The 20,964-nt window shown below is 63.5% G+C and carries 18 protein-coding genes; 4 read left to right on the top strand and 14 right to left on the bottom strand.

All coding sequences use genetic code 11. The annotated features are described in order from the left end of the window. Positions 1-207: 207 nt before the first annotated feature. The 4 genes from VSR68_RS36890 (at position 208) to waaA (ending at position 5,330) form a co-directional block, all read left to right on the top strand. Positions 208-1,602 (top strand): phosphomannomutase/phosphoglucomutase, encoded by a 1,395-nt coding sequence (locus VSR68_RS36890; RefSeq protein WP_342944461.1) that lies wholly within the window; start codon positions 208-210, stop codon positions 1,600-1,602. 192 nt (positions 1,603-1,794) lie between these two features. After that, positions 1,795-2,835, top strand: a complete 1,041-nt coding sequence (gene waaC / locus VSR68_RS36885; protein ID WP_342944460.1) for a lipopolysaccharide heptosyltransferase I — start codon at positions 1,795-1,797, stop codon at positions 2,833-2,835. A gap of 208 nt (positions 2,836-3,043) precedes the next feature. Then, entirely contained in the window at positions 3,044-3,928 is an 885-nt protein-coding gene (locus VSR68_RS36880) for a Kdo hydroxylase family protein (protein ID WP_342944459.1), read from the top strand. A gap of 100 nt (positions 3,929-4,028) precedes the next feature. Further along, positions 4,029-5,330 (top strand): lipid IV(A) 3-deoxy-D-manno-octulosonic acid transferase, encoded by a 1,302-nt coding sequence (waaA, locus tag VSR68_RS36875; protein WP_342944458.1) that lies wholly within the window; start codon positions 4,029-4,031, stop codon positions 5,328-5,330. Between the two features lie 369 nt (positions 5,331-5,699). Here the strand turns inward: waaA and VSR68_RS36870 are convergent, their stop codons facing one another. From VSR68_RS36870 to urtA, 14 genes are all read right to left on the bottom strand, one after another. Further along, entirely contained in the window at positions 5,700-7,145 is a 1,446-nt protein-coding gene (locus VSR68_RS36870) for a PQQ-dependent sugar dehydrogenase (protein ID WP_342944457.1), read from the bottom strand. 351 nt (positions 7,146-7,496) lie between these two features. After that, a complete protein-coding gene (gene ureG, locus VSR68_RS36865; RefSeq protein WP_342944456.1) occupies positions 7,497-8,138 on the bottom strand; it encodes an urease accessory protein UreG in 642 nt (213 codons plus the stop codon). A 25-nt stretch (positions 8,139-8,163) separates the two neighbouring features. Beyond that, the gene (locus VSR68_RS36860) at positions 8,164-8,844 is read right to left on the bottom strand and encodes an urease accessory protein UreF (protein ID WP_342944497.1); all 681 of its coding nucleotides are present in this window, start codon (positions 8,842-8,844) and stop codon (positions 8,164-8,166) included. Next, entirely contained in the window at positions 8,831-9,460 is a 630-nt protein-coding gene (ureE, locus tag VSR68_RS36855; protein WP_342944455.1) for an urease accessory protein UreE, read from the bottom strand. Before ureE ends, VSR68_RS36860 begins: the two co-directional genes overlap by 14 nt. Position 9,461: 1 nt before the next feature. After that, entirely contained in the window at positions 9,462-11,168 is a 1,707-nt protein-coding gene (gene ureC, locus VSR68_RS36850; protein WP_342944454.1) for an urease subunit alpha, read from the bottom strand. 54 nt (positions 11,169-11,222) lie between these two features. Next, positions 11,223-11,528: an urease subunit beta gene (locus VSR68_RS36845; RefSeq protein ID WP_342944453.1), complete on the bottom strand. Its 306-nt coding sequence runs from the start codon at positions 11,526-11,528 to the stop codon at positions 11,223-11,225. Positions 11,529-11,540: 12 nt separating this feature from the next. Next, positions 11,541-11,843 carry an urease subunit gamma gene (gene ureA / locus VSR68_RS36840; RefSeq protein WP_090864636.1) on the bottom strand — a complete coding sequence of 101 codons (303 nt, stop codon included), beginning with the start codon at positions 11,841-11,843 and terminating at the stop codon, positions 11,541-11,543. A 77-nt stretch (positions 11,844-11,920) separates the two neighbouring features. After that, entirely contained in the window at positions 11,921-12,724 is an 804-nt protein-coding gene (locus VSR68_RS36835) for a transporter substrate-binding domain-containing protein (protein ID WP_342944496.1), read from the bottom strand. A 221-nt stretch (positions 12,725-12,945) separates the two neighbouring features. Beyond that, positions 12,946-13,827: an urease accessory protein UreD gene (locus VSR68_RS36830; RefSeq protein ID WP_342944452.1), complete on the bottom strand. Its 882-nt coding sequence runs from the start codon at positions 13,825-13,827 to the stop codon at positions 12,946-12,948. Positions 13,828-13,860: 33 nt separating this feature from the next. Beyond that, complete coding sequence (urtE, locus tag VSR68_RS36825; protein WP_342944451.1) at positions 13,861-14,553, bottom strand: urea ABC transporter ATP-binding subunit UrtE; 693 nt, start codon at positions 14,551-14,553, stop codon at positions 13,861-13,863. Positions 14,554-15,368: 815 nt separating this feature from the next. Further along, the gene (urtD, locus tag VSR68_RS36820) at positions 15,369-16,232 is read right to left on the bottom strand and encodes an urea ABC transporter ATP-binding protein UrtD (RefSeq protein WP_342944450.1); all 864 of its coding nucleotides are present in this window, start codon (positions 16,230-16,232) and stop codon (positions 15,369-15,371) included. After that, entirely contained in the window at positions 16,229-17,413 is a 1,185-nt protein-coding gene (gene urtC / locus VSR68_RS36815) for an urea ABC transporter permease subunit UrtC (RefSeq protein WP_342944449.1), read from the bottom strand. Before urtC ends, urtD begins: the two co-directional genes overlap by 4 nt. A 1-nt stretch (position 17,414) precedes the next feature. Next, complete coding sequence (gene urtB, locus VSR68_RS36810) at positions 17,415-19,088, bottom strand: urea ABC transporter permease subunit UrtB (RefSeq protein WP_342944448.1); 1,674 nt, start codon at positions 19,086-19,088, stop codon at positions 17,415-17,417. 184 nt (positions 19,089-19,272) lie between these two features. Next, the gene (urtA, locus tag VSR68_RS36805; protein ID WP_342944447.1) at positions 19,273-20,577 is read right to left on the bottom strand and encodes an urea ABC transporter substrate-binding protein; all 1,305 of its coding nucleotides are present in this window, start codon (positions 20,575-20,577) and stop codon (positions 19,273-19,275) included. Between the last annotated feature and the right edge of the window lie 387 nt (positions 20,578-20,964).

The raw sequence follows: 20,964 nt of genomic DNA, 5'->3' as shown, positions 1-20,964 counted from the left end.
TGCATATTGTCTGTATTTTGGCGTGCCCAGCCGAGCTTCCGATGCGGCAACTTTGTGAGCGCGGGGCGTCTAAGCATTAGAATGGCGCCAGTAAGGCGTCGCTGAAAAGCGCAATTATAAGTTGTATCCGGACCGCTTCCGGCAAGGCACAGCGCCATGACCACGCCGTGTCGAACATATTTCCATTGCACGTAAGTGAGCCAATCCATGATCTCGCAATCCATATTCAAGGCATATGACATCCGCGGAGTGATCGGCAAGACGCTCGATGCCGAGACCGCCCGTTCGATTGGCCGCGCCTTCGGCAGCGAAGTGCGCGCGCAGGGCGGCGATGCCGTCGTGGTCGCGCGTGACGGACGTCTTTCGGGCCCCGAGCTGATCCAGGCACTGTCCGATGGGCTGCGCGCGGCGGGTGTCGATGTGGTCAACGTCGGCATGGTGCCCACGCCCGTCGGTTACTTCGCGGCCAGCGTTCCGCTCAAGCTCGCGGGCGGCGAACGCCGCGTCGATTCCTGCATCGTCGTGACGGGCAGCCATAATCCGCCCGACTACAACGGCTTCAAGATGGTGTTGCGCGGCGCGGCCATCTACGGCGACCAGATCCAGGCGCTCTACAAACGCATCACCGATAACCGCTTCGAGAGCGGCAGCGGCAGCTATCAGGACTACGACATCGCCGATGCGTACGTCGAGCGCATCGTCAGCGACATCAAGCTCGCGCGGCCGCTGAAGATCGTCGTCGACACGGGCAACGGCGTCGCGGGCGGTCTCGCGCCGCGCCTCTTCAAGGCGCTCGGCTGCGAACTGGTCGAGCTGTTCACGGACATCGACGGCAATTTCCCGAATCACCATCCGGACCCGGCACACCCGGAAAATCTGCAGGACGTGATCCGTGCGCTGAAGGAAACGGACGCCGAAATCGGCTTCGCATTCGACGGCGACGGCGACCGCCTCGGCGTCGTCACGAAGGACGGCCAGATCATCTATCCGGATCGCCAGCTGATGCTCTTCGCCGAAGAAGTGCTGTCGCGCAACAAGGGCGCGCAGATCATCTATGACGTGAAGTGCACGCGCAATCTCGCGAAGTGGGTGAAGGACAAGGGCGGCGAGCCGCTGATGTGGAAGACGGGCCACTCGCTCGTGAAGGCCAAGCTGCGTGAAACGGGTGCACCGCTCGCGGGCGAAATGAGCGGTCACGTGTTCTTCAAGGACCGCTGGTATGGCTTCGACGACGGCCTGTACACGGGCGCGCGTCTGCTCGAAATCCTCGCGCGCGTGCAGGACCCGAGCAAGCTGCTCAACAGCCTGCCGAACTCGCACTCGACGCCGGAACTGCAACTGAAGCTGCAGGAAGGCGAGAACTTCGAGTTGATCGCGCGTCTGCAGAAGAGCGCGAAGTTCCCGGACGCCGATCAGGTTGTGACGATCGACGGTCTGCGTGTCGAGTATCCGGACGGCTTCGGCCTCGCGCGTTCGTCGAACACGACGCCCGTCGTCGTGATGCGTTTCGAGGCCGACAACGATGCGGCGCTCAAGCGCATCCAGGAAGATTTCCGCCGCGTGATCCTCGCGGAGAAAGCGGACGCGAAACTGCCGTTCTGATCGTCTGCGGATGCCGGGTGCGGCTATGTGCCGTACCGCGCGCAAGATCCGCCGATCGCGGGTCAGCAGCAGGCCCGACAGCAGGCACATAGCAGGCCCGGGGAACAGAAACCGACGCGGCGCAAGGTATGCTTACCGCGCCGCGTTTTTTCATGTTATTTGCGTCGGGCGCGCTAAAATTGCGTCCTTTCCATGCATCCTGACGTCGGATCAGCCGGCGTTCTCCCTTTCTTGAGCGCGCAAAAGATACTGATCGTGAGAGTGTCGTCGCTGGGCGACGTCGTTCACAACATGCCCGTCATCGCCGACATTCGCCGCCGCCATCCTGACGCGCAGATCGACTGGCTCGTCGAAGAGAGCTTCGTCAAGCTCGTGGAGCTGGTGCACGGCGTGCGGCGCGCGATCCCGGTATCGCTGCGGCGCTGGCGCAAGCGCATTCTCTCCGTGAACAACTGGCGCGAGATCGGCGCATTCCGCCGCGCGCTCGCCGCCGAAAACTACGATCTCGTGATCGACTGCCAGGGGCTCATCAAGACCGCGTGGGTTGCGAAGATGGCGCGCGGGCCGCTGGTCGGCCTGGGCAATCGCACGGACGGCGCGGGCTTCGAGTGGCCCGTGCGCTTTTTCTACGACCGGCGCGTGCCCATCGAGCCGCGCACGCATGTCGTCGAACGCACGCGCCAGCTGGTGGCCGCGGCGCTCGGCGACCCCGCGCCGCAGCCCACCGACGAGATCGACTTCGGCATCGACACGCGCCGCGCGGCGCTAGCGCTCTCCGAGGCGCAACTGAATCTGCCCGTGCCGTATGTGGTGTTCGTCCACGCGACGTCGCGCGCCGACAAGCAGTGGCCCGATGCCGCGTGGATCGAGCTCGGGCAGTCGCTGGTGCGGCGCGGCGCGTCGATCGTATTGCCGTGGGGCAGCGACGACGAGCGCGCGACGAGCGAGCGTCTCGCGAAAGAATTCGGCGCGGCCGCGATCGTGCCGCCGAAACTGTCGCTGCCGGCCGTGGTCGGTCTGATCGAGGGCGCCGCGGCGACGGTCGGGGTTGATACAGGTCTCGTTCACATTGCAGCCGCGCTGAAGCGGCCGACGGTCGAGTTGTACAATTTCGCCACTTCATGGCGTACGGGCGGCTACTGGTCGCCGAACGTCGTGAATCTCGGCACGGCGGGCCAGCCGCCGACGCTGCAGCAGGTGAAATCCGCGCTGGCCGGGTTCGGCCTGCTCTGATGCGGCGCGGCGATGCAGGGTGGCCGCGTGCCGTATCCGTTGGCGCATCCTGCATCCCGCGTGTGCGTCCCGTGCGTGCGTCCCATGGGTGTATCCCGCACGGTGGCCGGATGCCGCGATGCGCAGCAGGAAGGGCATGGACACATGGCGCGGCCCCGGTGGCTAGCCGTTGCGCCCGCCCGGTTCCATCCGCTTTGAAAAGGCGATCATGAACGAATCCCAGATCATCGAAGTAGCAAGCGCCGACTGGCACGGCAAGAGCCTGTCGGTGCCGCGCGAGACGCTGCTCGCCGGCGTCGAGCGCGGCAAGGTGCTGTATTTCCCGAACCTCGCTTTTGCGATCGACGGCGGCGAGCGTGCGTTGCTCGATCCCGCGCTCGCCGATCCGAAGCGCAAGAACATCAGCCTCGAACCGAACGGCGGCGCGCTGCATGGCGTGCTCGGCGATTCTGTCACGCAGTCCGCCGTGCGCGCGCTGATTGCGCGCTATCAGTCGAATGCGCGAACGCTCGTCGACGGACTCTTTCCCGAGTACATCGGCAAGCTGCGCGTCGCGCCGACGAGCCTGCGCCTGCATCAGGTGGAGACGCGTCAGACGTCGTGGCGCAAGGACGACAGCCGCCTGCACGTCGATGCGTTCCCGTCGCGTCCCAACTATGGTGAGCGCATCCTGCGCGTGTTCACGAACGTCAATCCGAACGGCACGCCGCGCGTGTGGCGCGTCGGCGAGCCCTTCGAGGACATGGCAAAGCGCTTCCTGCCGCGCATCAGGCCGCAGATGCCGGGCTCCGCATGGCTGCTGAATCTGGTGCACGTGACGAAGTCGCCGCGCAGCGAGTACGACCATCTGATGCTGAACCTGCACGACGGGATGAAAGCCGATCTCGACTATCAGAAGTCGTCGCCGCAAGAGACGATGCCGTTTCCGCCCGGCAGCGTGTGGGTGTGCTTCTCGGACCAGACGTCGCATGCGGTCATGTCCGGCCAGTTCATGATGGAGCAGACATTCTTCTTGCCCGTCAAGTCGATGGCGCAGCCGGAGTGCGCGCCGCTCGGCATTCTCGAACGCCTGAAAGGCAGGGCGCTGGTTTGAACGGCGCGCTCGCACCCGTCCGTCCGATGCCGGGCGCCACGTGCGCGGCCGCGCTTGTGCCGCCCGCGATGCCGCCCGCGACGCCGCGCGTGGAAGCCCGATGCTGAGGGTCGTCTATAACGCGCTGTGGTGGCTGATCGCGCCGCTGGCGGTGTTGCGGCTCTTCATCCGCTCGCGCAAGGAGCGCGGCTATCGCGAGCATATCGGCGAGCGCTTCGGCTATGCGCGCGGCCGCGTGCCCGAGGACGATACGCCGGTGATCTGGGTGCATGCCGTGTCGGTGGGCGAGACGCGCGCGGCGCAGCCGCTGATCGACGCGCTCATCAAGGCGCGGCCCGATGCGCGCATCCTGCTCACGCACATGACGCCGAGCGGCCGCGCGACGGGCGTGCAGATCTTCGGCGACCGCGTGCTGCGCTGCTATCTGCCGTATGACATGCCGCATGCCGTGCGGCGTTTTCTGAAGGCCTGGCGGCCCTCTGTCGGGCTCGTGATGGAAACGGAAGTCTGGCCGACGCTGATCGACGAATGCCGTCGCGCTGACGTGCCGCTCGTGCTGACGAACGCGCGCATGTCGGAGCGCTCGTACCGGCGCGCGGCGAAGTTCGGCAACGCGACGCGCGGCGTATTCGGCGGCTTCGCGCGCGTGCTCGCGCAGAGTCCGTCGGATGCGACGCGGCTTTCCGCTTTAGGCGCGCGCAACGTGGCCGTGCTCGGCAATCTGAAGTTCGACATGAACACGCCGCCCGAACTCGCGGCGCGCGGACATGCGTGGCGCGCGGCGATCGGCACGCGTCCCGTGTGGGTCGCGGCGAGCACGCGCGAGGGCGAAGAGGAACTGGTGTTGCAGGCGCTCGATGCGCTCGGTGTCGACGATGCGTTGCTGGTCCTCGTGCCGCGTCATCCGCAGCGCTTCAACGAAGTGGCGGCGCTGGTCGAGAAGAAAGGCTTGCGTTGCGTGCGCCGTTCAGAGTGGGCGCCTGCGGGCGCCGTGGCAGCGGGCCAGGGCGCCGCGAAAGAGTTGCCGCGCGACGTGAAGGTGCTGCTCGGCGATTCGATGGGCGAGCTGGGCGCTTACTATGCGGCGTCGGATGTGGCGTTCATCGGCGGCAGCCTGTTGCCGCTGGGCGGGCAGAATCTGATCGAGGCTTGCGGCGTCGGCGTGCCCGTGCTGATCGGGCCGCACGTATTCAACTTCACGCAGGCGACCGCCGATGCCGTTGCGGCGGGCGCGTGCGTGCAGGTCGACGATCCCGCCGGTCTTGCGCGCGTGCTGCGCGAACTGTTCGGCGACAAGCCGCGCCGCGCGGCGATGGGCGCGGCGGCATCGGCGTTTGCTGCGAGACATCGCGGCGCGACTGCGCGGACGGTCAAGGTGTTGACTTCGTTGTTGCCGGAGTAGTGCTGCCGCTGAGGGGGCGCCTCGGGCGCGGCTCTCATCACGGGGCGGGAGCGGGTTTCCATCACGACCCCCGGATAGATTTGCGCATGCCCCATTTACGTCAACACCGACTCGCTTGCGAAAGACGGGCTGACCATAGATTTGTTTGGGTTCACTTTTGCCTTTCGCGGGCAAGGTCGCATCACTCGCTACCATCATTCGCCCAGCGGACGATGCGCCGACTGAACACGTCCAGCACCACGGCGAGATATGGGTTGCCGGCGCGATGTTCGATGGCTGTCAATCGATCTCCGCGCCGGCTTCGTGTACGCGTCCTTCCGCAAGGATATGGATACTTGCTCCACCTGAGGTTTTCCCGGTACCCGCGAACTACTGATGCGTGATTCGGCGAATGGTGCTCGTGACCAGATCCACGTAAAACAGATCGCCATTCGGACCGCCCTTCAAGTCCACCGCGCCGCCCTGAAGGCCTTTGGCAAACGCTTGTGCCTGTGGCAGGGACGTATTGTTCGGCGGCGGCATCTGAATCATCCAGATGCATTTGCGCAGGTAATCGCCGAAGTACAGCGCGTTTTTATAGATGGCCGGATAGGTCGTGCTGCTGTTATCCGTGAACCCGATGGCCGATATGACACTGCCGTTCTGATCCGGGCCGCCGCCCGACGGCCTGCCGCCACATGTCTTCGCCTTGCTGTCGGCTGGCGTGACATAACTTCCATGCGCATACGCGAAAAACGGTGCAGACGAGCTGATGTTCGTACAGTAGCTTGTGTTCCCCGTTCTCGCCGGGTTCTGATAATCCGGCTGTGGTGCCGCCGCGCCCGTCCCCGGGTCCCATCCTTCGAAGCACGGCCAGCCAAAGTTTTGCCCGGCATTGCTCAGATGATCGATAGACTCCCACGCGTTCCAGCCTACATTGCCAATGTACAAATCGTGGTTGACGGGATTGACCGCAAACCGGAAAGGATTGCGCAACCCTTTTGCCACCACTGCTATGCTCGGAGTGGCAGCGCTCAAATTCGTGACGGCGAGAACGACTCCATCAATGTAAGGTGGCGAATTCAGTTGCTGACTGCGAAACGCACCCTGCGGGAGGTTCGTGCCATCACCGCAAGCGGTATCCAGTTGACCGTAGTCGACCGTATCGAAGCTGGCGCCATCGCCCGCGCTGACATACAGCGTTGTATTGTCAGAGGCAAAAGCCAACCCGCCAATACTATGAGACGTGTAGAAAAAGCACCAAGGCTGACTGGAGGCCGTGCTGGAGGGAAGGATTTTGGTCTCGGTCACCGTCCCGTTTATCGGCGACAAGCGGGAAAGCTGCCCGCCTGTAACAACGTTTCCGGTACATGCCGCCCCGGGGGAAGGCGTCGTATAAAGCACGTAGACGTTTTGTGCGTTCATCGGGTCGATCGCAAGCCCGAGAAGCCCTCGGTCCGCGTCGTTGCAGATTTCACTGCTGAGGTCGGCCAATTGCGTGCACGTTGACGCAGATAGATCGCATCTCCAGACCTTGCCACCCTTTTCAGCAACGAACGCGAGCGTCATGTCTGCACTGAAGCTCAGCGCTGTCGGCTGGTTCAGGCAGCCGCTGAAGAGAATCTGTTCGGTAAAGCCTTTGGGAAGCGTTGGCTGCGGTCGAGTAATAAAAGGAGGCTTGCATGATATCGTCGGACCGGGACCAGACACGACCTGCGCCTCCGCTTTCACGGGAGTAGTCGCAAGCGCTACTTCGAAGATCACGGACACCAGCAATATCGCGAGGCCCAGCAGACGCTGGATTTGATCGGTCGAATTTCTTGTGATGCGCACCATCTCGTCCTCCCGCTTTCGACTGAACGACGAGTCGACTCATTGAAGGACCTGCGTTCGCAGGCGACCCACCACGGGTAGGAAGCGCGCTATGAGGGAAACCGGCGTTGGTCTACCGAAACCAATGATAGGTCTTACCCCTTACATGAACAAATTTTTGCAGCACCCGCACGTCAGACCTGACGCGGCAAGAAAGAAGTAGTTGATTGCTGTTTCGACAGTCACAAGTGTGAGCGGCGGCTATGACTCCTCTCCAGGGTTAGAGTGCTTTTCGCGGTGGCCGCAATTGCTACGCACACGCGGATGCCAGAAAAAAGGCAAATAAATCAAAAACAGCGTCGCAGACGCAAAAACTCACACCCCCAACAACCCCTTTTTCTCAACAAACGCAATCACCTGATCCAACCCCTCAAGCGCCTTCAGATTGCACATCACGAACGGCCGCTCGCCGCGCATCTTCTTCGCATCCGACGCCATCACGTCGAGATTCGCACCGACCATCGGCGCGAGGTCCGTCTTGTTGATCACGAGCAGGTCCGACTTCGTGATCCCTGGCCCGCCCTTGCGCGGAATCTTCTCGCCGCCCGCGACGTCAATCACGTAGATCGTCAGGTCGGACAGCTCCGGGCTGAACGTCGCGGCCAGATTGTCGCCGCCCGATTCGATGAACACGATGTCCGCATCGGGAAAGCGCGTCAGCATGCGGTCGACGGCTTCGAGATTGATCGACGCGTCCTCGCGAATCGCCGTGTGCGGACAGCCGCCCGTCTCCACGCCCATGATGCGCTCGGCGGGCAGCGCGCCCGCCACCGTCAGCAGACGCTGGTCTTCCTTCGTGTAAATGTCGTTCGTGATCGCGACGAGATCGTACTTGTCGCGCATCGCCTTGCAGAGCATTTCGAGCAGCGTCGTCTTGCCCGAACCGACAGGGCCGCCCACGCCCACGCGCAGCGGCGGCAATTTCTTCGTGCGATGCATCGAATGAGGTGCGTTCATGATTCGATTGAGCGAAACCGAAAGGCTATGAGCGGAAGAGCCGCGAATACTGCGACTCGTGACGCGCCGACAGAATGCCGAGCTGCGGCGCGAACGTATTGATCTCGTTGGGCGAAGTGGCGAGCGCCTCCTTGACGGCCACGTCGATCGGCTCGCGCAGCGCGACGATGATGCGCTGTCCCGCGATCTGTCCGAGCGGCACGGCCTTCAGCGCGGCCGCCGCCTGGTTCTCGACCCAGCTGAACGCATAGGCGGCGAGCGCGGCGTCCGTGGCGGCATCGTGGGCGAAGGCGGCGAACGCAAATGCCGTCGGCTGCGCAATCGGCGCGATCGATGAGAGCGTCGCGCGGCGTTCGTCGTCCCCCCATTCGAGCGACGCGCACAACTGCCGCAGCGACCACCCCATCTGCTCCGTCTCGCGACGCAACTCCGCCGATTCACGGCTCGCGAGGAATTCGTGATTGCTCGCCGTCAAAGCAGCGGCATCATGCGCGCGCCAGCGTTCGATCTGATGCGCGAGAAACGGCAGTTCGCCGTGCGCGAGCACGTTCGAAAGGCCGCTTTCGATCCACGCGCATGCGCTGTCGGCGTCCGTGATGAGTCCTGCTTCGATCGCCGCTTCGAGCCCTTGCGAATAGCTGAACGCGCCGATCGGCAATGCCGGCGACGCGAGATGCAACAGCGCGGTCAGTTCAGCGATGCGCATGATGATGGCCATGATCGTGACTGCACGACGACGAACCGCAATCGCCGTGATCGTGCTCATGACCGTGATCGCGCGAATCCGAATGTGCATGCTCATGACCGTGATGCTCGCCATACACCTGCTGTGCGATCGCATAGTCTTCGGCGAACGTCTCGTCGTGACCGTGCCGATGACCGCCGCCATACGCGCCCGTTTCCGGCTGAAACGGCATCTCGACACAATCGACGGATGCGCCCAGACGCTTCAGCATATCGGCGAGCACGGAATCGTATTCGAGCTTCAGATAATCCGTGCCCACTTCGACGGGCGTATGCCGGTTGCCGAGGTGATACGCGGCGCGCGTCAGCGTCAGCACATCGGGGGCGCGCACGATCAGCACGGAATCGGCGGCCGCGACGACGCGCACGAGCGCGCCATCGTCGGCGACGAGCACATCGCCGTCGCGCAGCACCGTGCCGCGCGGCAGCACCAGCGCGACTTCTTCGCCGTCGTCGAGCGTGGCGGCAAGACGGCTCTTGCAGCGCGCGTCGAATGCGAGCGTCAGCGTCGACGCGCGCTCGATGAGGACGGGCGCGAGCTTGATATGGGCGCCCAGCAGCTTGTCGATCGTTCGCATGTCAGAACAGGAAATAGCGTTGCGCCATCGGCAGGACTTTTGCGGGCTCACAGGTGAGCAACTGTCCGTCGGCGATCACCTGATACGTCTCGGGATCGACGCTGATCGACGGTTGCCACGCGTTGTGGATCATGTGCGCCTTCGTCACATTGCGGCAGTTCCTCACTGCAACGATACGCTTGCCAAGGCCATAGCGCCCGGCGATGTCCGCATCGAGCGCCATCTGCGATACGAACGTCAGCGACGTGCGCGCCAATGCGCCGCCGCGCGTGCCGAACATCTCGCGATAATGCACGGGCTGCGGCGTCGGAATCGACGCGTTCGGGTCGCCCATCTGCGCCATCGCGATCATGCCGCCCTTCAGGATAAGCGCGGGCTTGATGCCGAAGAACGCGGGCTCCCACAACACGATGTCGGCCCATTTGCCCGGCTCGATCGAACCGAGTTCATGCGCGATGCCATGCGTGAGCGCCGGGTTGATCGTGTACTTCGCGACATAGCGCTTTGCGCGGAAGTTGTCGTTGCGCGCGTTGTCCTCGGGCAGCGTGCCGCGCTGCACCTTCATCTTGTGCGCGGTCTGCCACGTGCGGATGATCACTTCGCCGACACGTCCCATTGCTTGCGAATCGGAAGAGAGCATCGACAGCGCGCCGAGATCGTGAAGAATGTCCTCCGCTGCAATCGTCTCGCGGCGGATGCGCGATTCGGCGAACGCGATGTCTTCCGCAATCGACGGATCGAGGTGATGACAGACCATCAGCATGTCGAGATGTTCGTCGAGCGTGTTGACGGTGTACGGGCGGGTCGGATTCGTCGACGACGGCAGCACGTTCGCCTCGCCGCAGACCTTGATGATGTCGGGCGCGTGGCCGCCGCCCGCGCCTTCCGTGTGATACGTATGGATCGTGCGGCCCTTGAACGCGGCGACCGTCGCTTCGACGAAGCCCGCTTCGTTCAGCGTGTCGGTGTGGATCGCGACCTGCGTGTCGGTGTCGTCGGCCACCGACAGGCAATTGTCGATCGCCGCGGGCGTCGTGCCCCAGTCTTCGTGCAGCTTCAGGCCGATCGCGCCCGCTGCGATCTGCTCGAGCGCGGGCGCAGGCGTGCTCACGTTGCCCTTGCCGAGAAAGCCGAGATTCATCGGATAGCCGTCGGCGGCCTGCAGCATGCGCTCGATGTGCCACGGACCCGGCGTGCAGGTCGTCGCGTTCGTGCCCGTCGCGGGGCCCGTGCCGCCGCCGAGCATCGTCGTCACGCCGCTCGCGAGCGCTTCGTCGATCTGTTGCGGGCTGATGAAGTGAATGTGCGTATCGATGCCGCCCGCCGTCACGATCATCCCTTCGCCCGCGATCACTTCCGTCGCCGCGCCGATCGCGATCGTCACGCCCGGTTGAATGTCGGGATTACCCGCCTTGCCGATTGCAACGATGCGGCCGCCCTTGATGCCGATATCGGCCTTCACGATGCCCCAGTGATCGAGAATCAGCGCATTCGTGACGACGGTATCGACGACATCCGCCGCGACGCGTTGCGACTGGCCCATGCCGTCGCGAATCACCTTGCCGCCGCCGAACTTAACCTCTTCGCCGTAGATCGTGTAATCGCGTTCGACTTCGATTAGCAGGTCCGTATCCGCGAGACGCACGCGATCGCCCGTCGTGGGGCCGAACATTTCCGCGTAGGCGCGGCGGCCAATGCGTAGTGTCATGTTATGAGGTTCCCGAATGTTTTCGCGGTGGCGCATGCATCAGCGGCGCGCGAATCAAAGCTTGCCCATCACCTTGCCGTTGAAGCCATAGACGACGCGATCGCCCGCCAGCGCGACCAGTTCGACGGTGCGCTCCTGGCCCGGCTCGAAGCGCACGGCCGTGCCCGCCGCGATGTTCAGACGAAAGCCGCGCGCGGCTTCCCGGTCGAACGACAGCGCGTCGTTCACCTCGTAGAAGTGATAGTGCGAGCCGACCTGCACGGGGCGGTCGCCCGTGTTCGACACCGTGAGCGTGACGGTCGCGCGGCCCGCGTTGAGTTCGTGCTCGCCGTCGTCGGTAATCAGTTCGCCTGGGATCATGAGCGCGCCTCGTCACGCAATCGGATGATGGACGGTCACGAGCTTGGTGCCGTCGGGGAAGGTGGCTTCGACCTGAATGTCCGGGATCATCTCGGGCACGCCCTCCATGACGTCGTCGCGCGTGAGGAGCGTGGTGCCGTAGTGCATCACTTCCGCGACCGTCTTGCCGTCGCGCGCGGCTTCCATCAGCGCGGCCGTGATGAACGCGACGGTCTCCGGATAGTTGAGCTTGAGGCCGCGTGCGCGTCGCCGCTCCGCGAGCAACGCGGCCGTGAAGATCAGGAGTTTGTCTCTTTCGCGTGGAGTCAGCTTCATCGCATTCGTTGTGTCTGGTTGTAGCGCGTCGTATTGCAGGGGCCGTTTGACGATACCAGCTTCAACCAACGCAGCGCTTACAGGTCGGCGGGCAACGCCGTGCCGAACCACTTCTTCGACATCGCATCAAGCGTGCCGTCGTGCTTCGCTTGCGCGATCGCCGCATCGACTTTTTGCTGAAGGCGTGGCTCGTTCTTGTTGAGGCCCACGAAGCACGGCGAGTTCTTGATCACGAACTTCGGCTCCGGGCGGCGCGGCGGGTTCTTCGCGAGAATCGCCGAGGCGACGATGTTGCCCGCCGCGATCAACGGGACCTGACCTGACAGGAACGCGGAGATAGTTGCGTTGTTGTCTTCGAAGCGCTTGATCGTCGCGTTCGGCGCCATCTGCGTGAGCGCGATCTCTTCGAGCGCGCCGCGCGTCGCGCCGACCGTCTTGCCCGTCAGATCGGCGGGGCCGCTCACCTTGATGTCGGCGGGACCGAACACGCCCTGATAGTAAGGCGCGTAGGCCGTCGAAAAGTCGATCACCTTCTCGCGCTCGGGCGTCTTGCCTGGCGACGAGATGACGAGATCGACCTTGTTGGTCTGCAGATACGGAATGCGGTTCGCGCTGTTGACGGGCACCAGTTCGAGCTTCACGTTCATCGATTTCGCGAGCAGCGCGGCCGTGTCGATGTCATAGCCTTGCGGCTTCAGATCGGGGCCGACCGAGCCGAACGGCGGATAGTCCTCGGGCACCGCGACCTTCAGCACGCCGGTCTTCGTGATGTTGTCGAGCGCATCGGCATGAGCGACGGGCGCGGCGAGCGCGAGGAGCGGCGAAAGCAGCAGGGCGGCGAGCCACGCGCGGCGCGGGCGATGGGCGGTCGTTCGGATCATGATGGCGAGGGTCTCTTGCGTGTGGTCTTTAGCGGGCTCGTTTAGCGTGCTTGCGTGCTTGTGCGTGCCGGCGGATACGGCATCGCGCGGCGCCAGTAGCAGCAAGGGCCATGCCATGCGTACTCCATGCGGATGTCGCGCGGTTTGCCGCGCTTCGCACATGAGCCTGCACCACGCGAAAGCATATCGACGCCCGAAGATGGTGCGTCGGAGAGATTCGCTCAGGTCGTCCAGAGACGCAGCGGCACGGCATCGACGCGATGGACGATGGGGCGCAACTGCATCCAGCATCGAATCAACGCATGCTGGAGCGTTTCCATCGATCTCGCGATGCCCCGCACGATCATCACGCCGGGGCGCACGCACGAAGCGGCCGCGCGGATGGAGTCGTCGAAGGGCAGTTGGGCGGCGAGCGATTCCGCGAGCGCGTCGTCGCATTGCGGGCTGATCGCCCACAGCGTGCCGAACGCGGGGAAACGCGCGAGCCCTTGCGGCGCATCGCGCAACGGGTCGCTGGCAGCGAGCCTTGAGCGCTCGAACCACAGCAGTTCACCATCAGGCCCGACGATGCGCGATACAGCGTGCACATGGCCCGCCGACCAGGTTTCGCCTGCCGCTTGCCTGCCGAGTTGCGTCGCGTCCCAGCCGAGCGCGGTCGCGCCTTCATCGAGCGTCAGCGAGAAGTCGAGCGAAGCGTTTGCGTGATCGAAAACGATGTTGTTCTGCGGCAGCCAGTCGAGCTTTGAATTCGCGGCGACGTGTATCGCGATGTGCTGATGCGCGGCGCGTCCGTTGGACTTGTACCACTTGTTGGCGCCGGGTGTCGTGAGCACGGCGTGAGTGTCCGTGTCGAGTCGTATGTCGATATCGAGTCGGTCGCCGCCCGCGATGCCGCCGGGAGGATGCACGATCACCGCGTGACAGATGGACGATCCTTCGGGATAGAGCGGACGTTGCAGCCGCAGCGGCCCTTCGTGTCGACGATGGGCGAGCGTCGTGCGGCTGCCGTGTCTGACGAAGCCGAGTTCGAGCCGCGCGCGCCATTGGGCGTGCGACGGATCGTCGATGGTGGCGAGCGTGGCGTGGTGTTCGTGCAGCGACATGCGGCGAGAATAGCAGCTAAGCGGTCTTTGTCGTTATACCGCGATCAGGCTGCGCACGCCGTCGCGATCCATGTCGACGCCTTCGCCGCCCGCAACGATTTCGCCTCGGCTCATCACCCAGTAGTGGTCGGCGATCGCTTTGGCGAAGTCGTAGTACTGCTCGACAAGCAGTACTGTCAGGCCCATTTCCTCGACGAGTTGCCGCAATGTTCTTCCGATGTCCTGGATGATCGACGGTTGAATGCCTTCTGTCGGTTCATCGAGGATCAGCAGTTCTGGTTCGCTCATCAGAGCGCGGCCGATGGCCAGTTGTTGTTGCTGTCCGCCGGACAGGTCGCCGCCTCGTCGTGCTCTCATGTCTTTGAGGACAGGGAAGAGGCTATAGATTCTGTCCGGGATTTTCTTCGGGGCTTTTCTGCTGGCTGCGCCGACCAGCAGATTTTCCTCGACGGTCAGTCGCGGGAAGATGTCTCTGCCTTGCGGAACGTAGGCGAGCCCTTGTGCGACGCGCGCGTGCGGGGCGAGTTTCGTGATTGGCGTGCCGCGCCATCTGATTTCGCCGGTTTTTGTTGGGACTACGCCCATCAAGCATCGCAGCAGCGTGGTCTTGCCGACGCCGTTTCGTCCCAGCAGGACGGTGAGCTTGCCGTCGGGTACTGTGAGTTTTACGTCTCTCAGGACGTGGCTGCCGCCGTAGTACTGGTTCAGGTTTTCTACTTCTAGCATTTGGGGTTTCCTTTTTGCCTTCGGCGTGTGGTTTGTGTTTTGTTTGTGTCTGCGGCGCTGTTTGTTTTTTTGCCTCTGCGCGGGCATCCGCGTGTGCGCCTCGCGGCGCGGGCGTTGCCCCTGTGCGGGGCGGCACTCACTTTCTTTGCCGCCGCAAAGAAAGTAAGCAAAGAAAGCGGGCTCACACCGCCAGTACTTGACGTTTACCCACGGGCTCTCAACGTCCCCGTGTTTCATGCGGGCAGTGTGCTGGCTTGCATTCGTTGCCAGCGCACTGCTCAAGCGCCTCACCTGCTTCATGCATCCGCATCGCGGCTCGCGATATCGAATAGCCGGTGCCCCTTTGCGGCAAACTGTGTGTAGGCATTCGCACCGCACGGGAAACCCTCGCCACGCGATGCGGCTCAAGTGAGGGCGATGCCCTGTACGACACAACAACTTCATTCACTACCGACATGCTGCGCTGAAACGTTCGATACCCTTAGCCGTGCCACACGTGCATGAAGCGGGTGAGGCGTTTAGCGAGCGCGTTGGCAACGAACGTACGCCAGCACACTGCCGTACGAAACACGGGGACGTTGAGAGCCCGTGGGTAAAGGTCAAGGACTGGCGGTGTTAGCCCGCTTTCTTTTGCCTACTTTTCTTTGCGGCGGCAAAGAAAAGTAGGTGCCGCCCCGCACAGGGGCAACGCCCGCGCCGCGAGGCGCACACGCGGATGCCAGCGCGAAGGCAAAAACACCAAAACTAAAGCCGTCGCAGACAAAAACTACATCGCCGGCAGCAAGCCATAAAAACCAAAACGCCGTCGCAGACAATTAACGCCCAAGATAACTCTCAACCACCCCCGCATCCCGCTTGACCTCATCAAGTGTCCCATCCGCGAGCACACGTCCCTCGGCCATCACCGTAACCTTGCCGGTTTCACCGGCCAAAGCGGCTACAAATTCCATGTCATGCTCGACGACCATCATTGAACAAGTCCCACGCAAGTGATTGAGCAAAGACGCCAACTCCATGGTCTCATCATCGGTCATGCCAGCCGCAGGCTCATCGAGCAAAAGAAGTGCCGGTTGCTGCATCAGCAGCATGCCGATCTCCAGACGCTGCTTCTGCCCATGCGACAGCTCGCCCGCAGGCCGCAACGCTTCACCTTCCAGACGAATCAGCGACAACGTCTCCTCGATGCGCGCCTGGGCACTCCGATCCAGACGCGCCCGCAGCGAAGCGAGCCAGCGCTTGTCGGTCTTCATCGCCAGTTCGAGGTTCTCCCACACGGGATGCTGCTCGAACACAGTCGGCTTCTGAAACTTCCGCCCAATCCCCGCGCGCGCAATCGACGGCTCGTTCATGCGCGTGAGGTCGATCGTCTGGCCCAGAAACACCTTGCCCGAATCGGGCGCAGTCTTCCCCGTGACGACGTCCATCATCGTCGTCTTGCCCGCGCCGTTCGGGCCGATGATGCAGCGCAATTCGCCGACGTCGATCGACAGCGACAGCTCATTCAATGCCCTGATGCCGTCGAACGAAACTGTCACGTCCTCCAGATAGAGAATCGCGCCGTGCGATACGTCGATCTCGCCGGGCGTCACCGCGCGGCTCATCGATGCGACGCCGGACAACGCGCGGCCGTCGTGCTCTTCGGGTAGCGACAGGTCGGGCACCATCGGGTTTTCGTTCATCGGCGGTTCCTCCTGCGCGTCGCGAGTTCAACCAGTCCCATGATCCCGTTCGGCAGCAGCAGCGGCACCAGCACGAAAATCAGACCGAGAAAGAACAGCCAGTACTCCGCGAAATAAGCCGTGAAAAAGCTCTTCGCGCCATTCACTGCGAACGCGCCGACAATCGGTCCGATCAGCGTGCCGCGTCCGCCGACGGCGACCCAGATCGCCATTTCGATCGAGTTGCCCGGCGACATCTCGCCGGGATTGATGATGCCGACCTGAGGCACGTACAGCGCGCCCGCGATGCCGCACAGCACGGCCGATACCGTCCACACGAACAGCTTGTACGCAAGCGTGCTGTAGCCGAGGAACATCAGCCGCGTCTCGCCATCGCGCACGGCCGTCACGACACGTCCGAGCTTCGACGTGACGATCGCACGCGCGCCGATGAACGACAGCACCAGCACCGCGAACGTCATCAGAAAGAGGGCCGTGCGCGTGCCGGGATGCGTGATCGGGAAGCCCGCGATGCGCTTGAAATCGGTGAAGCCGTTGTTGCCGCCGAAGCCCGTTTCGTTGCGGTAGAAAAGCAGCATCGCGGCGAACGTCATCGCCTGCGTGATGATCGACAGATACACGCCCTTCACGCGCGAGCGGAACGTGAAGAAGCCGAACACCCAGGCGAGCACGGCGGGCACCAGCACGACCAGCAGCAGCGCGTACCAGAGATGCTGTGTGCCTTCCCAGTACCACGGCAGCCGATGCCAGTCGAGGAACACCATGAAGTCGGGCAGATCGCTGCCGTACTTGCCGTCGCGGCCGATCGCGCGCATCAGGTACATCCCCATCGCGTAGCCGCCGAGTGCGAAGAAGAGTCCGTGCCCCAGGCTCAGGATGCCGCAGTAGCCCCACACGAGATCTAGCGCGAGCGCGGCGATCGCATAGCACATCAGCTTGCCGACGAGCGTCATCGCATACGCGGACAGATGGAACGCGCTCGTCTCGGGCAGCACCAGCGCGCTGAACGGCACGCCGAGGCCGACCGCGACGATCAACGCGATCAGCAGTTGCCACGCGCGCCGCGACAGCAGCGCGGGGCGCGGCGGCAAGCCGAGCGCGAAGCCCAACAGGCGTTCGCGTTCGACCGACGGCGCGGCGCTGCGCGCATTGACGGCAGCGGATGAAGTCGCGGATGTCATGTCATGCCTCCGCGCTGCGGCCCTTCAGGGCGAACATGCCCTGCGGACGCTTCTGGATGAACAGCACGATCAGCACGAGCACCGCGATCTTCGCGAGCACCGCGCCCCAGAACGGCTCGATCGCCTTGCTCACGAGTCCGAGCCCGAAGCCGCCGATCACCGTGCCCGCCAGTTGGCCGACACCGCCCAGCACGACGGCCATGAACGAATCGATGATGTAGCTTTGCCCGAGGTCCGGGCCGACATTGCCGATCTGCGACAGCGCGCAGCCGCCGAGTCCCGCAATGCCCGCGCCGAACGCGAACGCGCACGAATCGACATACGCGGTCTTCACGCCGACGCACGCGGCCATCCGGCGGTTCTGCGTGACGGCGCGCACGAAGAGACCGAGGCGCGTCTTCGTCAGCACGGCCCATGCAATCGCGACGACGATCAGCGAGAACGCGAGGATCGCGAGGCGGTTGTACGGCAGGATCAGGCTCTGCATCACCGTGACGCCGCCGCTCATCCACGACGGATTTTGCACCTGCACGTTCTGCGCGCCGAACAGCATGCGCGTCGCCTGAATGAGGATCAGGCTGATGCCGAAGGTGGTCAGCAGCGTTTCGAGCGGACGTCCGTACAGATGCTTCAGCACGAGCCGTTCGAGCACGATGCCGACGAGCGCCGCCACCACGAACGAAGCGGGCACGGCGATCAGCGGATACCAGTCGAACGCGCCCGGTGCATAGCGTTGCACGAGATTCTGCACGACGTACGTCGCATAAGCGCCGATCATCAAGAACTCGCCGTGCGCCATGTTGATCACGCCGATCAGACCATACGTGATCGCAAGCCCGAGCGCCGCGAGCAGCAGCACGCTGCCGAGCGACAGACCCGCGAACAGCGTCCCCGCGATCTCGCTGCGGCGCTGGATCGAATCGAGCGCATCGATGCCTTGCTGCGCCGTTTCGCGCACACGCGCGTCGCTCTCGGCGAAGGTGCCGTCCGGTTTCTTCACGACGAGCGGGCGCAGCAGCTCGTACATGTCCAGGTCGTGCCGCGCGGCGACGAGCTTCACCGCTTCGAAACGCTTCGCGCCATCGCTGTCGTGCAGCGCCGTCATCGCCCATAGCGTGTCGAGGCGCTGTTTCAGCTTTGCGTCCGTTTCCTTCGCGCGCGCCGCGTCGATTTGCGGTTTCATCGACGGATCGGGATTTTGCAGAAGCGCGGCAATCGCGGCGGCACGCTTCGCGGGATCGGTCGAATCGAGTTGCAGGCCCGACAGCGCGCCCGATACTTTCGAGCGCAACAGATTGTTCAGCGTGATCGATTGCGCGTCGCCTGCGGCCACGGTCTTGCCCGTGACGGCGTCGCGCGCGGTATCGCCGTCTTGAATCAGCACTTCGCCGGAATCGGTCGCGAGCACGCTGTCTTCGGAGAGCGCCTTGAGCAGCGAAAGCGAAGGCGTGTCGTGATTCGCGATCAGCTTGTCGATCGCGGCGGACTTCGCGTCGAAATCGTCGCCGGTCAGCGGTGCGACGTCGGCGGCCGTCAACGCATGGGCGCTCGCTGGCGCGAACGCGATGAGCGCTGCGCCCAGCGCACATGACGCGCCGAGCAGGCTCATGCGCTTGCGGGCGTTGCGCAGCCAGTCAGCACTGTGAGCGGCGAGCGTGGAAAGTGAATGCGCCATGATGGTTTTGAGAATGAAGCCAGCAATCAGGCCAGCGATCCGGCGCGCGATGCCATCGCATGCGAAAAGCGGCAAGCGAGGTATCGCGCGATTGCGCCGTGCGTTTGCTTCGATACGTGCATCGAACGACGAGTGCCGTGTGCGCCGATGCGTTCGTGAAGGCTGAACGCACCGGCATGCCGCGTCACGCGACGCGCGAGCGGCGGCGCAGGAACTCGGGAATCGACGTGACGATATCCGGCTTGCCCTGATTGCCTGCGATATACGGGCTCCACGGCTGCGCGCGAATGGCCGTCTTCGTTTTCCACACGACGTTGAACTGGCCATCCGCGCGCACTTCGCCGATCATCACCGGCTTGTGCAGATGATGGTTGCCGTCCATTTCGAGCGTGAAGCCCGACGGCGCCGCGAACTTCTGGCCGATCATCGCGACGCGCACCTTGTCGACATCGGTGCTCTTCGCCTTTTCGACGGCCTGCTTCCACATGTGGATGCCGACATAGGTCGCTTCCATCGGATCGTTCGTCACGCGCTTCGAACCACCCGGCAGGTTTTGCGACTTGACCCATCCGGCCCATTGCTCCTTGAACTTCGAGTTGCTCGGGCCTTTCACCGACATGAAGTAGTTCCATGCGGCAAGGTTGCCGACGAGCGGCTTCGTATCGATGCCGCGCAGCTCCTCTTCGCCGACCGAGAACGCGACGACGGGCACGTCGGTTGCCTTTAGCCCCTGGTTGCCGAGTTCCTTGTAGAACGGCACGTTCGAGTCGCCGTTGACGGTCGAGATCACGCACGTCTTGCCGCCCTGCGCGAACGTCTTGATGCTCGCGACGATCGTCTGATAGTCGCTGTGACCGAAGGGCGTGTAGACCTCCTGGATGTCGCTCTCCTGGACGCCCTTCGACTTGAGGAAGGCGCGCAGGATCTTGTTCGTCGTGCGTGGATACACATAGTCGGTGCCGAGCAGAAAGAAGCGTTTGGCACCGCCGCCTTCGGCGCTCATCAGGTATTCGGTGGCGGGAAGCGCCTGTTGATTCGGCGCGGCGCCCGTATAGAACACGTTGCGCGACATCTCTTCGCCCTCGTATTGCACGGGGTAGAACAGCAGGCCGTTCAGTTCCTCGAACACGGGCAGCACCGACTTGCGCGACACCGACGTCCAGCAGCCGAAGACGCAGGCGACCTTGTCCTGCGTCAGCAGCTGACGGGCCTTTTCGGCAAAGAGCGGCCAGTTCGAAGCGGGATCGACGACGACGGGCTCGATCTTGCGGCCCATTACGCCGCCGCTTGCGTTGATCTCGGCGATCGTCATCAGCGCGGTGTCTTTCAGCGACGTCTCGGAGATCGCCATCGTGCCCGACAGGGAGTGCAGGATGCCGACCTTGATCGGGCCGCTGCCCGACGACTGCGCACGCGCGAAAGGTACCTTGCCCGCGAGCGCGAGCGCGCCCGACATGGAGCCGAGCTTCAGCAGACTGCGACGTTTCATATGCTTCCCCTTGCCATGAATGGTGGTGAGTGGCGGACGGGTAGTGCGTGTCCGATCCCTGTTTGCGTTATGTGTGCAGAGTCATGTGTACAGAGTCGTGCAGGGCCGGATACTGCAAGGCATATGCCAACTCGCCGCATCGCTCTTCAACGGACACTGAGCGTGCTGCAATGCGGCTCGCTGACGACGCCGCATCGTGTGGCTGTATGCGCTTTGAGCGCGAAAGCGGTGCAACGCAAGGCGTTTCGCCTCGTCCAGGTGCGCCCGCGCTACAACGGGGCGCAGGCGGCGATTCGTCATATCGGCGGGCGCGCCGCCGGTGCGAAGACGCTGTCCGGTTGTGCATGGCCGTGTGCCTGCCTACACTGAAAACCCAACTGACCTCAT

It is taken from the genome of Paraburkholderia phymatum (assembly GCF_038900715.1).
Classification (GTDB): Bacteria; Pseudomonadota; Gammaproteobacteria; order Burkholderiales; family Burkholderiaceae; genus Paraburkholderia; species Paraburkholderia phymatum_A.
The sequence above is the reverse complement of the archived record's forward strand: the minus strand, read 5'-3'. Positions and strand labels throughout refer to the sequence as shown.

Bases quoted from the DNA above. Each gene is read 5' to 3' on its own strand.
- urtB (WP_342944448.1), bottom strand. From the start codon at position 19,088: ATGGCGCATTCACTTTCCACGCTCGCCGCTCACAGTGCTGACTGGCTG.
- VSR68_RS36845 (WP_342944453.1), bottom strand. From the start codon at position 11,528: ATGATCCCAGGCGAACTGATTACCGACGACGGCGAGCACGAACTCAAC.
- waaC (WP_342944460.1), top strand. From the start codon at position 1,795: ATGCATCCTGACGTCGGATCAGCCGGCGTTCTCCCTTTCTTGAGCGCG.
- VSR68_RS36870 (WP_342944457.1), bottom strand. From the start codon at position 7,145: ATGGTGCGCATCACAAGAAATTCGACCGATCAAATCCAGCGTCTGCTG.
- VSR68_RS36880 (WP_342944459.1), top strand. From the start codon at position 3,044: ATGAACGAATCCCAGATCATCGAAGTAGCAAGCGCCGACTGGCACGGC.
- ureC (WP_342944454.1), bottom strand. From the start codon at position 11,168: ATGACACTACGCATTGGCCGCCGCGCCTACGCGGAAATGTTCGGCCCC.
- urtD (WP_342944450.1), bottom strand. From the start codon at position 16,232: ATGAACGAAAACCCGATGGTGCCCGACCTGTCGCTACCCGAAGAGCAC.
- urtA (WP_342944447.1), bottom strand. From the start codon at position 20,577: ATGAAACGTCGCAGTCTGCTGAAGCTCGGCTCCATGTCGGGCGCGCTC.
- ureA (WP_090864636.1), bottom strand. From the start codon at position 11,843: ATGAAGCTGACTCCACGCGAAAGAGACAAACTCCTGATCTTCACGGCC.
- VSR68_RS36830 (WP_342944452.1), bottom strand. From the start codon at position 13,827: ATGTCGCTGCACGAACACCACGCCACGCTCGCCACCATCGACGATCCG.
- urtC (WP_342944449.1), bottom strand. From the start codon at position 17,413: ATGACATCCGCGACTTCATCCGCTGCCGTCAATGCGCGCAGCGCCGCG.
- VSR68_RS36835 (WP_342944496.1), bottom strand. From the start codon at position 12,724: ATGATCCGAACGACCGCCCATCGCCCGCGCCGCGCGTGGCTCGCCGCC.
- ureG (WP_342944456.1), bottom strand. From the start codon at position 8,138: ATGAACGCACCTCATTCGATGCATCGCACGAAGAAATTGCCGCCGCTG.
- waaA (WP_342944458.1), top strand. From the start codon at position 4,029: ATGCTGAGGGTCGTCTATAACGCGCTGTGGTGGCTGATCGCGCCGCTG.
- ureE (WP_342944455.1), bottom strand. From the start codon at position 9,460: ATGCGAACGATCGACAAGCTGCTGGGCGCCCATATCAAGCTCGCGCCC.
- urtE (WP_342944451.1), bottom strand. From the start codon at position 14,553: ATGCTAGAAGTAGAAAACCTGAACCAGTACTACGGCGGCAGCCACGTC.
- VSR68_RS36890 (WP_342944461.1), top strand. From the start codon at position 208: ATGATCTCGCAATCCATATTCAAGGCATATGACATCCGCGGAGTGATC.
- VSR68_RS36860 (WP_342944497.1), bottom strand. From the start codon at position 8,844: ATGCGCATCGCTGAACTGACCGCGCTGTTGCATCTCGCGTCGCCGGCA.